13 protein-coding genes and 1 tRNA gene are annotated in these 12,667 nt (G+C 49.6%); 7 read left to right on the top strand and 7 right to left on the bottom strand.

What is annotated here, in order from left to right; genetic code table 11:
- Positions 1 to 51 precede the first annotated feature (51 nt).
- Genes H70357_RS07045 through H70357_RS07035 form a run of 3 tightly spaced genes read right to left on the bottom strand, consistent with a single transcriptional unit; the run spans position 52 to position 2,156 of the window.
- On the bottom strand, positions 52 to 669 hold the full coding sequence (locus tag H70357_RS07045; RefSeq protein WP_038587307.1) for an NUDIX hydrolase: 618 nt from the start codon (positions 667 to 669) through the stop codon (positions 52 to 54).
- Between the two features lie 34 nt (positions 670 to 703).
- Positions 704 to 1,657: a TRM11 family methyltransferase gene (locus tag H70357_RS07040; RefSeq protein WP_038598842.1), complete on the bottom strand. Its 954-nt coding sequence runs from the start codon at positions 1,655 to 1,657 to the stop codon at positions 704 to 706.
- A gap of 43 nt (positions 1,658 to 1,700) precedes the next feature.
- A complete protein-coding gene (locus H70357_RS07035) occupies positions 1,701 to 2,156 on the bottom strand; it encodes a winged helix-turn-helix transcriptional regulator (protein ID WP_231578388.1) in 456 nt (151 codons plus the stop codon).
- Between the two features lie 114 nt (positions 2,157 to 2,270).
- On the opposite strand from H70357_RS07035, the gene H70357_RS36880 reads away from it, so the two are divergent.
- From H70357_RS36880 to H70357_RS07025, 3 genes are all read left to right on the top strand, one after another.
- On the top strand, positions 2,271 to 2,444 hold the full coding sequence (locus tag H70357_RS36880) for an SDR family NAD(P)-dependent oxidoreductase (RefSeq protein ID WP_269322470.1): 174 nt from the start codon (positions 2,271 to 2,273) through the stop codon (positions 2,442 to 2,444).
- A gap of 19 nt (positions 2,445 to 2,463) precedes the next feature.
- Entirely contained in the window at positions 2,464 to 2,952 is a 489-nt protein-coding gene (locus H70357_RS07030) for an SDR family NAD(P)-dependent oxidoreductase (RefSeq protein ID WP_269322469.1), read from the top strand.
- Positions 2,953 to 3,109: 157 nt separating this feature from the next.
- Positions 3,110 to 4,465 carry a dipeptidase gene (locus H70357_RS07025; RefSeq protein ID WP_038587305.1) on the top strand — a complete coding sequence of 452 codons (1,356 nt, stop codon included), beginning with the start codon at positions 3,110 to 3,112 and terminating at the stop codon, positions 4,463 to 4,465.
- A gap of 173 nt (positions 4,466 to 4,638) precedes the next feature.
- On the opposite strand, the gene H70357_RS07020 is transcribed toward H70357_RS07025, so the two are convergent.
- The 3 genes from H70357_RS07020 to H70357_RS07010 form a co-directional block, all read right to left on the bottom strand.
- Positions 4,639 to 4,712 (bottom strand) — tRNA-Gly (locus tag H70357_RS07020).
- Positions 4,713 to 4,785: 73 nt separating this feature from the next.
- A complete protein-coding gene (locus H70357_RS07015) occupies positions 4,786 to 6,912 on the bottom strand; it encodes a putative bifunctional diguanylate cyclase/phosphodiesterase (RefSeq protein WP_038587304.1) in 2,127 nt (708 codons plus the stop codon).
- A 180-nt stretch (positions 6,913 to 7,092) separates the two neighbouring features.
- Positions 7,093 to 8,082: an aldolase catalytic domain-containing protein gene (locus H70357_RS07010; protein ID WP_231578387.1), complete on the bottom strand. Its 990-nt coding sequence runs from the start codon at positions 8,080 to 8,082 to the stop codon at positions 7,093 to 7,095.
- 211 nt (positions 8,083 to 8,293) lie between these two features.
- Between H70357_RS07010 and H70357_RS07005 the strand changes: the two genes are divergently transcribed.
- The 4 genes from H70357_RS07005 to H70357_RS36230 all read left to right on the top strand — a co-directional run bounded on the left by H70357_RS07005 (position 8,294) and on the right by H70357_RS36230 (position 11,028).
- The gene (locus tag H70357_RS07005; protein WP_038587302.1) at positions 8,294 to 8,536 is read left to right on the top strand and encodes a FeoA family protein; all 243 of its coding nucleotides are present in this window, start codon (positions 8,294 to 8,296) and stop codon (positions 8,534 to 8,536) included.
- Positions 8,533 to 10,545 (top strand): ferrous iron transport protein B, encoded by a 2,013-nt coding sequence (gene feoB, locus H70357_RS07000; protein WP_038587300.1) that lies wholly within the window; start codon positions 8,533 to 8,535, stop codon positions 10,543 to 10,545. Before H70357_RS07005 ends, feoB begins: the two co-directional genes overlap by 4 nt.
- Before the next feature lie 43 nt (positions 10,546 to 10,588).
- Positions 10,589 to 10,771: a FeoB-associated Cys-rich membrane protein gene (locus tag H70357_RS06995; RefSeq protein WP_052091870.1), complete on the top strand. Its 183-nt coding sequence runs from the start codon at positions 10,589 to 10,591 to the stop codon at positions 10,769 to 10,771.
- A 110-nt stretch (positions 10,772 to 10,881) separates the two neighbouring features.
- Positions 10,882 to 11,028 (top strand): hypothetical protein, encoded by a 147-nt coding sequence (locus H70357_RS36230; protein WP_179091809.1) that lies wholly within the window; start codon positions 10,882 to 10,884, stop codon positions 11,026 to 11,028.
- 91 nt (positions 11,029 to 11,119) lie between these two features.
- Here H70357_RS36230 and H70357_RS06990 read toward each other — a convergent pair whose 3' ends face one another.
- Positions 11,120 to 12,625: a leucyl aminopeptidase gene (locus tag H70357_RS06990; protein WP_038587298.1), complete on the bottom strand. Its 1,506-nt coding sequence runs from the start codon at positions 12,623 to 12,625 to the stop codon at positions 11,120 to 11,122.
- Positions 12,626 to 12,667 lie beyond the last annotated feature (42 nt).

Raw genomic sequence — 12,667 nt, 5'->3', positions numbered from 1 at the left:
GTCTCAATTAAAACTTATATTTTATCTATTTCGTACATTATATGCAATTAACTAGTCCAAAATTACCGGCTTCTGCGGATCATTCAAGAATTGAAACATTGTTCGCAGCTGCTCTGCCGTATTCCGCTCCACGGACAGCTCAGGCAGCTTATCTTCAGCGAAAAAATCCACCTCGCTGGTCTCCACGCCTTCCGCTGCCTCCCCGCCGACAATCTTGCACAGGATAAACATTTTGTAGACATGATAAGGCTCCGGGGGATGATTATGGAATTTCTTATCCAGCACGGCCAGCAGACGGACTGCTTCCGCCTGAAAACCCGATTCCTCGGAGATTTCCTTAACGACTACCTCAATCGGAGACAGTCCAATATCGGCCCAGCCGCCGGGAAGCGCCCAATTGCCGTCCAGCTTCTCGCGGACCAGCAGAATTTTCCCCTCACGGAAAATAACGCCGCGCACATCTACCTTCGGTGTGCTGTACCCGCCTTCACCTGCAAAAGAGAGCCGGATCCGCTCCTTGCTCTCAAACGTATAATTCGCCAGAATGTCCACGCTCAGCTCACGCAGTGCTTCATAACGTTCGATGTCGTACACGTCTTTGGCGTAGGTAAGACCTGTCTGGGCAATTCCCTGAATCTCCTTCGCCCAAGTTAACCATTTCTGTTCCATAGTTTTATCGCCTCCATTAACATATCGAAAAGGATTATTGGCATAGCATTAAATGACGGGAGAACATCCCCTTTTTAGCAACACAGCGGTCGATAATTTCAAATCCTGCTGTCTCTATCATCCCATCCATCGCTTCGATAGCCACGATGACAACCCTATCTGCAATCCGGCGGGCGTTCACGAGTATGGCATACTGTTCCTCAGGGGTAATGCTGGAATATAGATTGTAAGGCATGTCCACGATGGCTGTGTCATAATGTTCCTTAATGTCTGCAATATCTCCCAGCGCCACTTCAGCCTCGAAGCCGAAATGGGCAATATTCGTCCGCGCTCCCGCCGCAATAAAGGGATTGATATCACGGCCAACGATATTGATGCCCATCGATAGTGCCTCTACCATTACTGTCCCGATGCCGCAGCAAGGATCAATGACTTTGACGCCTGCCGGAGTTGGGACCGCCATATTGACAGCCGCACGGGCCACTCTTGTGCTGAGCGCAATGGAATAGCTGCGCGGTTTTTTCATCTGCCGGAACCAGGTTGCCTTGTTCTTGTGATAAGCCCCGAAGTACCAGCGGCCGCCTAGCGTTACTATACCGTATACTAGCTCCGGATGGTTCACATCCGCTTCTCCCTCAATCCGCAGGCCGATCTCCCGCTCAATAATTCTGCGTTCATCATACTCTATTTTATCCGCAGGGGACAAATCATTGGTTTTCACAAAAATCACCTTGAAGGTTTTGCCGTTCAACTCCACCTGCTCGGTCTGCTTATAAATTTCCTGTAGGCTGTCCCCCCCGTACATCACGTCAATCCGTTCCTTAATAAAAGGGCTGCGGCTGACATCCGCTTCAATCTCACTTGCAAAAATGGCAGGCGGAATCTCCCGGCCAAACAGGCAGCGCAGCTCCATTCCGCATAAAGAAATCTCGTCCTCCGAGCATGCGTAAGTATAGATATACGCGGGATTACCGCCCTTATTAGGCATGTTTGCTTCTTCTTTCAGATCTGTATATGAATTCAATGACACGTTATTCCGCTCCTATCGCTCCCGCTGCTGGCGGGGCTTCTGTTTCATTTAGAAATTCTGCTGTATCGGCACCGGTAGGCCCGTTGTCATAGCTGATCCTCGCCCCGGCGATTTCTTCACGATTTCCGTTAACCCATTCAACAAGGGCGGTCAGCGGTTCCAGCAAGGACTCGCCCAAAGCTGTAAGACCATATTCAACGGTCAGAGGCACGGTAGGCGTCGCTTTGCGCCAGACTATTCCGTCCCGCTCCAGATGGCGGAGCGTTTGGGTGAGCATACGCTGCGAAATTCCGCCCGAGCGCCGCTGCAGCTCCTTGAACCGCAAAGATTCCACACCTAAATTCACGATAATCAGCACACTCCACTTATCTCCAACCCGGTCCAGAATCTGCCGGGCTATGGTGCAGTCCTCAAGCATCGGCAGCTGACCGTCTTGCTGAGTCAATAATCGATCCATTATGGTTACCTCCATGTAACTTGAGCATATAATAGTGCCTTCTTGCTGCACAAGCCAACTAAGTTTATCATGGTTACTGTTAGTAATCAACAACCGGAAGGGAACTGATATCAAGTGAAAACAATCGCTATCGTAGGGGCAGGTCCGGGACTCGGACTCTCCATTGCCAAGAAATTTGGTACAAACGGTTTTCAAGTCGCTTTAATTTCCCGCAATGCGGACAAGTTAAATCATCTGGCGGACGAATTAAAGGGGCTGGGGCATCGAAGCGACCGCCTTCCCTGCTGATCTTTACAATAAAGAACAATTGACTGCCGCTTTCCAGGGAATCAAAGAAAAGTATGGCTTCATCGACGTGCTGGAATTCAGTCCAACCAGCGGCAATTATCCGCCGACTCCGGCGTCACAGGTTACTGAAGAAAATGCACTTGATGCGTTCCAGGCACTGGTAGTAGGCGCTATCCGCAGTGTGGAGCAGGTCTTGCCGGAAATGCTGGCCATGCAAGACGGGGCTATCCTGTTCACAACCGGCCTCTCTTCCCTCTATCCCATACCGATGATGGGCAATATCGGTATTGCGCTAAGCGGGCTGCACAACTATGCCAACAACCTGCACACCGACCTTGCTCCTCAAGGGATTTATGTCGCTCACTTAGCGCTGGGTGTATTCATTAAGCCAGGTACAGCTACAGACCCGGGTCTTATCGCTGATGCATGGTATGATTTATACACCAGCAAGTCACAAGCCGAGGATACCTTCCCGCAAGGCGTCACTCCGGCCACAATTATCTGGTAAGCCATTTCACCAATCCATTTTGATCCATAGTGAGTTCTCCAGTATAATGGAAGCATTACACTGCCAAACCATGACGGCGGTGCATTGCCCTGAGCTCTAGGCTCAGGGCTTGTACTGCCTGTTTTGCGCAGCGAACTCCAAGGAGGTACATATCACTATGTCTTATGAAACTTATTTTCAGACTGAGCGTGAAGCTCAGCTTGCTGAATTGAAGGAATGGCTGGCCATTCCCAGCATTTCCGCCCTGTCCGTGCACAAGGAAGACGTCAATTCAGCCGCACATTGGCTGATGGACACACTGAAGCGCGCCGGGCTGGAGAATATCGAAATCCATCCCACTGCGGGCCATCCAGTAATCTATGCCGATTATCTTCACGCGCCGGGCAAGCCGACCATTCTGGTATACGGCCACTATGATGTCCAGCCGGTGGATCCGCTTCATTTGTGGACAACCCCGCCGTTTGAACCGGAAATCCGTGACGGCAAGCTGTACGCACGCGGAGCAACAGACGATAAGGGCCAGGTCTTCATGCACATCAAAGCGATCGAAGCCATTCTTAAGCAGGAAGGCACCTTGCCGGTCAATATCAAGCTGTGCATTGAAGGCGAGGAAGAAATCGGCAGCGTGAATCTGCCGCCATTCCTGGAAGCAAGCAAAGACAAACTGGCTGCGGATGCCGTGCTTGTCTCGGATACAGCCCTGCTGGAACGCGGACGCCCTGCCATCTGCACCGGGCTGCGTGGATTGTGCTCACTTGAAGTCAGCGTAAACACCGCATTGACAGACCTGCATTCCGGCTCCTACGGCGGCGGTGTGCCAAATGCGCTGCATGCGCTCGTTTCCCTGCTAAGCTCGCTGCATGATAGCAACGGCCGTGTTGCCGTCGATGGTTTTTACGATGGCGTCCCTGAGCTTTCTCCTCTGCTGCGTGAGGAGTTCGCCAAACAGGGTGTGAATGAAGAGAAGATCAGAGAAGCCCTCGGCCTTGAACAGCTGTACGGCGAAGAAGGCTACAGTTTTGTAGAGCGTGTCGGCGCCCGTCCAACCCTTGAACTTAATGGGGTTTACGGCGGTTTCCAGGGTGAAGGCAGCAAGACGGTCATCCCTAAGGAAGCCCATGCCAAGATCACCTGCCGCCTTGTCGGCGACCAGGATCCGCAGCATATTCTGGATGTTGTTGAAGCTCATCTGAAAGCGAATATCCAAGCCGGAGCGAAACTGCATGTGAAACAAATGGAAAAAGCGCGTGCCTTCAACATCGACCCGTCGAATCCAATTCTGCAGACTGCAGCAGACGCTTTTGGAAAGGTATACGGCACTCGTGCACTCTTCACCAAAGACGGCGGATCCATTCCAATCATGGAGAGTTTCTCACGTATCCTCAAAGCACCGGTTGTTCTGATGGGCTTTGGACTGGATGACGAAAACCTGCACGCCCCGGATGAACATTTCAATCTGGAGAATTTCGATAAGGGACTGCTTACGATTGTCGAGTTCCTGAAGACAGTTTAAACAAGAAGCCATTCTCCGCTGAGAGTTGCTTATCTAAAAAGGCCGGATTTCCCGTTATTGAGGGAAATCCGGCCTTTTTTTCTGATTCTTTAATAGCCATTAAGTAGAACAATCCCAACCCGCTGCTCAAAATAAAAAACCCTTGCATGACAAGGATTTCGAAGTTAAGTGTATGGAGCGGGTGATGGGAATCGAACCCACGCTATCAGCTTGGAAGGCTGAAGTTCTACCATTGAACTACACCCGCAATGCAAAGTGAAGACAAAAAGTATTGTATCATTCCTATGAATAAAATGCAACCCTATCGGCTCACGGAATTGCTACGAAGACGGCGATACAACTAAGGGCGTGAGGAAAGCCTGTTCAAATTCAGCCGCCTTGACAGGCTTGCTGAAAAGGAAGCCTTGCGCCTCATGACAATGCTGCTGGCGTAAAAATTGCAGCTGCTCCTTGTTCTCGACACCCTCAGCGGTTACCTTCAGCTTCAGGTGATGCGCCATGGATGTGATCGTCGATACAATCGCTGCGTTGTTGCTGTCTTCCATAACTTCTGAAACAAAGGACCGGTCGATCTTAAGCCGGTCGATCGGCATATTCTTCAGGTAGTGCAGCGAGCTATAGCCTGTACCGAAATCATCTATGCTGATGAACAGCCCCAGCCGTTTCAGACGGTTAAGCTGATCAAAGGCAGTTTCTTTGTCGAGAGTCATGCTTTCGGTAATTTCCAGATCAACATAACAAGGATCAAGCCCGATCTCCTGCAAAATGGCAGCAATTTTGCCGTCCAGGTTCGGTTGAAGAAACTGACGCATGGACAAGTTGATCGAGACACATATCGGCCGGTACCCTGCTGTCTGCCACTGTTTGTTCTGGAGGCAGGCCGTTCTAAGGACCCATTCACCGATTGGAACAATCAGCCCGCTCTCTTCAGCAATCGGAATGAAATCGATTGGCGAAACAAGTCCGCGCTTGGGATGATCCCAGCGCAGCAGTGCTTCCATCCCGACAATTTCTTCGGTATCCAGCTGCACCTGCGGCTGATAGACGAGATAGAACTCATTACGTTCAAGCGCTCTGCGCAGATCATTCTCCAGCTTGAAGCGTTCCTTGGCCTTCATCTGCATGGCCGGGATGTAGCGGCGGATTTCTACGCCCTGTTCTTTAGCATTATGAACAGCGGTATCTGCGTTCTGAATCAGTTCTTCTGCTGTATCCCCGTCTCCAGGGTAAATGCTCATTCCGAGACTTAGTGAAATGTGATATTCTCCCGACTCCAGCTTTACCGGTGTTTCGAATAACCGCAAAAGCTCTGTCGCCCGGACCAGACAGTTTTCCACACCGGTGCGGTCTGTCATCAGAAAAGCGAACTCATCGCCACCCATGCTGTACATTTCTTCGTTTGACTTCACTTCATTTCCTATGCGCTCTGCAACCATCTGCAGCAGCAGGTCCCCTGCGTAATGGCCAAGAGAATCATTGATGTTCTTAAAGTGGTTGATATTCATAATCAAAAACGCTGAGAACCCCTGAGTCTTGTCTTTTTCACCGCGTTGAACGATTTCTTCGGTGCGCTGCATCAGACACCTTCTATTCGGCAGTCCTGTTAATTCATCATGATACGCCAAATAATTGATCCGCGCTTCCGCCTGTTGGTTCTCATGAAAAGGCTCTTCAATTGTCAGCCGGTAGACGCCGGTAAGCAAAAGGTAATAGGCTACTCCGCTGCTAAGCATTCCAAAGAGATAATCCATCTCGCCGATACTGAACAGATTCATAAAAAAGACCTGGCCCATGGCGAAGAAGATCAGCGCACGGATAATAATGAGCAATGACGCCGATTTTTCAATTTTGCCCGGGTACACGATAATAGCTACTCCAAGCAGATAAACAAAAAGCACGGCCATATCCACAACATGCTTTAGTGTGTTAATCCATGAATAACCCCACTGTTCCGCGGCAATAGAGTGGCTAAAGATTACTCCCCCCAAAGAGAGCACAATCAGCAAAACAGCAACACTGAAGACCTTCTTCTTGCCTCTAACAGATACCGGCTGGTCCTCTCTGCTAAAAATAACTAGGATTCCAAGTGCACTTGCCAAACGGGAGAAGGTGAGCAGCCAAAGCGATTGTTCTGAAGTAATATACGAAGAAATCCCGGGAATACCTGCAAAGCTTAACGTGTGTAAGAAATCAAAAATACATACTCCAAAAAATAAAGCAGAGGTGTAAAGTCTTGCCTTGGATAATTTATCGGAGAAAAACAGCCAGCCCTGAGCAAAAATTGCGAAACCAAAAGCAATATTGCAACAGCCAATCATAAGATAGAGGGCCGAAAGCCAATTCTGATTCTCAATATTACTGAGCGGTGTACGAAAAATCTGAATTAGAAGGAACAGCACAGCTCCTACTATAGCCGCTTGAATGGTCTTTCTCTCTTCTTGTCTCATAAGTCCCTCGCGTCTGAAATGATATCTATTTTAAAATATACGGATATATTAAGTCCTATGTATAAATATCGGCTTGGCTACCCCATAAAGTTACATTCAGCTTTCTGCATTATAAAAAGAAAAAACAGCAAAAAAGCACCTTCCCCTGGCGTAGAGGTCAGTGCTTCTGCATGTAGTCAATTATTTATCTCCGAAGTTCACCTCAGGAGTTGTAAGCTTGTCATAAAATTCTACAGCCTTATCTTTGTCTTCCGAAGAACGCAGCGCCATTGCAGAGCGCGGATGTTCATCCAGTGTTCCGGTGATCATGTAAGGAATAATATATCCCCATTCTTCCTTCTCGCGCAGAGGAATCATCAACCGCTCAACGATATCCAGAACAGGCCGCAGCGTATATTTTGTATTTTTCAGATGGGTAACCAGCAGCTCGGTCGGGCAGTTGCCTGCGGCGCGGCCCATGCCGTAACAGGAAGCATCAAGCAGTTCTACACCCTTCTCGGATGCAATAAGAGTATTGGAGAAGGCCAATTGCAGATTGTTGTGGGTATGTACGCCCAAACGTTTATTCGGCAAATGCGTTCTGAACTTTTCCACCAGATAATGAATATCATTATGATCCAGGCTACCGTAAGAATCTACAATATATACAACGTCAACCACGCTCTCGCGGATTTGTTCAAATGCCTCCAGCAGCTCATTCTCCATCACATTCGACAAAGCCATAATATTGATCGTTGTCTCATACCCAAGATCATGGAAGGTCTGCACCAGCTGCAAGGCCTTGTCCACATCCTTGCTATAGCAGGCTACACGGATGAGATCCAGCATGCTCTCACTGCGCGGCAGAATATCATTAACATCCACGCGGCCGATATCTACAAGCGCGGAAAGTTTGGTGTTCCCCTTTTGCGGGATGACCTTGCGCAGGAAATCATCGTTCAGAAAACGCCACGGGCCTGCTCCCTCCGCTCCCTTAAGCAGCTTCGGCGAATTTTTATATCCGATTTCCATATACTCAACACCGGCCTCGTTCAATCCGGCGTACAGATTCTGCACAAATTCAACACTAAAATCCCAGTTGTTCACCAGTCCTCCGTCACGAATGGTGCAATCTACAATTTTACTCTGATTACTCTTCACTATTTGTTCTCCCTTCCACATATCCTTCATTATTGCCGCCACCATAGACTTACTATGCAATCATTATCGTACAATCATACTTTAGTGAAGAAGAAGTTGTAAAGAAAATTCCAGGTTTCTTTCATATCCTTTTTCACAACAACGTGACAATGACATATATCACAGTAAATCTCTATGCGAAATGCTACAGTACAAGAAAATGAATGAGATTGATTATCAGTCTCTCTCGGAGGGATAGAAAATGGCTTCTACATCCTGCTCCTTACTGCGTTTACAACCGGGCTCTACAGGCTCCATCCATAAAATAGAAGGAATGAACCCCATATTACGGCGCCGTCTGGCTGATCTAGGGGTGTCCGAAGGCGTTAATATCCGGCTCAAGGGAAAAGGACCTTTCTGGGGGCCTGTTACTCTGGAGTGCAACGGCCAGCTATTTGCCATTCGGCGGAAGGAAGCCTCCCGCATTGAGGTGAATGTATCATGAGTTCAATAGCACTTTTGGGAAATCCCAATACAGGGAAAACCTCACTTTTTAATACACTTACTTCTTCCTATGAATATGTAGGGAACTGGGCCGGTGTAACCGTGGAGAAAAAAGTCGGCAGCCTGAAAAACGGTGCAGGAAAGCTGATCGACCTGCCCGGAATCTATTCGCTGCATCCGCTCTCCCGGGATGAGGGGGTAGCTGCCCAATACCTGATCGATGAATCGCCAGAGGCCCTGATCAATATTGTGGATGCCTCCCAGCTGGAACGGAACCTACTGCTTACCCTGCAATTGCTGGAATACGGCAAACCTACCGTGCTCGGTCTGAATATGATCGACGTCGCCAAAGCACGGGGCATTGTTGTAGATCATGAAATATTGCAAGAGCGTCTCGGCATTACCGTGCTGCCCCTGATCGCCAGAACCGGCAAAGGAAGCGGACAAGTGCTCAGTGTTCTGGAGAAAAGAACGACAATTCCCCCGGTCAACTTCAAACTTGATTATGGTGTATTGGCTGAAGCGGCCATTTCTTCGATTGAGCAGGAATTACAGCATACCCCGGGTTTACCAAACCGCCGCTGGGTCGCGCTCCAACTGATGGAACAAAATCCTGTCGTCCTTGAACTGCTCAAGAAACGTGTAAATACGGACCGCCTGCTGATGATTTGCGACAACTGTCAAAGCGAACTACAGAACAAGAAGCTGGCGTTGACCCTTCCGCAATGGATTCGTTCAATCCGTATGGATTATATTCGTGCCGTATGTCTGGCGGCGATGGATACAACAGCACAGAAACCGCATAATCTGACGGAAAGACTCGACTCCATTTTGACACACCGTTTCTTGGGATTACCTCTGTTTATCGCCTTTATGTACGCGATGTTCAAAACAACCTTTGACTGGGTAGGCGGACCTTTATCGGATATTGTAGACGGATGGATTTCCGGTCCGATCAGTGAAGGCGCCACTTCCCTGCTTCAAACGATTGGAGCTTCCGGCTTCACGCATGCGCTTATTGTAGACGGTATTATCGGCGGTGTTGGTGGTGTAGTTGTTTTCGTTCCACAGATCTTCATCCTGTTCCTGATGATCTCCTTCCTCGAGGACTCCGGTTACATGGCGCGTGTCTGCCTGTTGATGGACAGCACGATGGAGCGGATGGGTCTTAACGGCAAAGCCTTCATCCCGTTCATTATCGGCTTCGGCTGCAATGTGCCGGCCATTATGGCTGCGCGCAGTATTGAACAGCCCAAAGACCGTATGCTGACCACACTGCTGATGCCGCTCATGTCCTGCTCAGCAAGACTTCCGGTATACCTGCTGTTTGCAGCGGTTTTCTTTCCGGCCCAGCAGGCCACTGCCGTACTGGCAATGTATGTTATGGGTGTCGTATTTGCCCTAATCCTATGTAAGCTGTTCTCCAAACATCTGTTTAAGAATGAATCGTCCATCTTTATTATCGAACTTCCTCCTTACCGGATGCCGCAGCTCAAAGCGCTTGGCCGCAGTACCTGGGAGAAGGGCAAGGGCTTTCTGCGCAAGGCGGGAACTATTATCCTCGCCGGCTCGGTAATTATTTGGCTGATGTCTTACGCAGGTCCTGGCGGATTCAACGTTGAAATGGATCACAGTTTCCTGGCAAAATTCGGGGGAATGATTGCACCACTGCTATCCCCGCTTGGCTTTGGGACCTGGCAGGCAGGCTCAACGCTTGTACCCGGATTCCTGGCCAAAGAGGTCGTAGTATCTACCATGAACATCATTTATCATGCTCCGGATGCTGCTGGACTGGAAGGACAAATTTCCCAAGTCTTTACTCCGCTAAGCTCAATCAGCTTCATGGCCTTTATCCTGTTGTATATTCCTTGTCTGGCTACTGTAGGGGTTATTAAGAAGGAAACAGCGTCCTGGAAGTGGACCTTCTTCTCCATGGGCTACTCCCTCGTACTGGCATATATCGTATCTCTGGTTATTTTCCAGGGCGGACGTTTATTGGGATGGTCGTAGAATCTGCAACAAACAGATTTCTTGATGAAAGCGGGGCTTGGCAATGATAATAAATATTTTAATTATAGCGGCTGTGTTTGGTTACTCCGGCTGGATGATTTACCGGCATGTTCAAAAGGGCAAACAGGGGGCTTGTGCTGGCTGTGACAAGGGAAAAACCTGCTCGGCAGCATCCCTGGACTCTCCGTTCTCCTGCGGTGGAGGAGCAGCCAATAACAAGCTTTAACCGTAAGCACGGACGGACAGGAAGAAATATACGGGTTTGAATTCCCCGTCATACGGGTATGTTTGTTATAAGCAACTGCAACGAAGACCAATACCCAAGGAGGAATAACCATGAACACCAAAAAAACGTTATTTACCACGGTAGCATTGGGAGCAGCCTATTTACTGAAAAATAAAAATACCCGTGACAAAATCATGAACGGTATACAGTCCTTTACTTCTCAAGTAAAAGCCAAAAAATCCAGCAGAACCGTATAGGCCGCTCTGCCGGATGAATGATCAGCATTGGAAAAGCCGTAAAGCTCCGTATGATGGAGTTTTACGGCTTTTTGTTTGATGAGATCATCCTCTAGGAATGGGGCTGCTGACTTATTCCCAGCAGATATTCCAGCAACGTCCGGACCATTACACCCGTGGCACCTTTGGGATTAACCCCCCGCTCCCTGGAGAGGAATGCCGTTCCGGCAATGTCCAAGTGAATCCAGGGCAGGCCTTCAGCGAACTCGCCGATAAATAATCCGGCTGTTGTAGCCCCCCCGAATCTCCCGGCAGCATTGCGGACATCCGCGACCTCGCTTTTCAGCATCTCACGGAACTCGGGATACACCGGCAGCTGCCATATCTTCTCCCCGGACAACCTGGAAGCCTCCAGGAGCTCCTGCATAAAGGTCTGGTCATTGGTAACGGCTGCTGTGGCAACATCCCCCAGTATGGACAACACAGCCCCTGTGAGGGTAGCTACGTCTATAAACCGTTCCGCTCCCCACTCCCGGGCATAGGTAAGTCCGTCTCCCAGTACTATCCGGCCTTCGGCATCGGTATTTAGCACTTCAATGGTTCTTCCACTGAGAGAGGTCACAACATCACCTGGCTTAAAAGCACTGGCTGAAGGCATATTTTCGGCAGAAGGAATAACTATTACGGCATTGAGCTTCGGGCGCAACCTGCCCAGCGCCTCTGTGACCCCAAGCACGGCTGCCGCACCGCCCATATCGCTGATCATCTCTTCCATGCCTGGTGCTCTCTTCAGTGAGATGCCGCCGGTATCGAAAGTGATGCCCTTGCCGACAATTCCCACGACGTCCTTCCACTCGTTTGTTCCCTGATAACGAATGACGATCATCCGCGGCGGATGAATGCTGCCTTTGCCGACAGCAAGCAAGCCTCCCATGCCCTTCTGTTCAATCTCCCGTTCATCCAGCACTTCAGCAGGAAATCCATAACGTTCAGCCACATCAATCGCCGCGGCCGCAAGCGCAGACGGTGTCAGCTGATTGCCGGGAAGGTTAGTTAGGTCCCGGGCCAAATTGGTTGCTTCGCCAAAGGCCAGCCCCCGCTTGATCCCCTGACTCCAGCTATTCCCCTCAGCTTCTTCCACCTTAAGCTCACTATGGAATGTAATGGAGGTCAACCCTGAAAACGGAGGCTGCTCCTGCTTATAATGTTTGCGCCGGTACGCCCCCAGTACAAAGCCCTCTGTAAGCGCCTGAGCAGTCATTTCCGGCTCTTTCACCTTTAAGCCGGCAGGTAACTGGATCACGAGTGTTGCCGCCTTCAGCCGTAATGCAGCCCGGGATACTTGGGCCGCCAGCACCCTGATCTCCTCTGCATCCAAATCTCCGCTGCCGCTCCCCGCCAGCAGAATGACAGGAATTTCAAATGCCTCCCCAGCAGGCAGTGTATAGGTCTGATTCAGCTTGCCCGTAAAAAGCCCGGCTTTGACCAGCGGATCCATTCGTTCCTTCCACTCTGTTGCAAGACTACCCGCCTCAATTTCAGTTTGTGAGACTATATAGCAAAGAACATCGCCCTTAATGGCAGCTATTGAACCACCGCAGCTCCATTCAATATTCAATAGAACCCCTCCAATCATCTTCCATTTTAATAATCAGGCTAA

It is taken from the genome of Paenibacillus sp. FSL H7-0357 (assembly GCF_000758525.1).
Lineage (GTDB): Bacteria > Bacillota > Bacilli > Paenibacillales > Paenibacillaceae > Paenibacillus_AQ.
The sequence above is the reverse complement of the archived record's forward strand: the minus strand, read 5'-3'. Positions and strand labels throughout refer to the sequence as shown.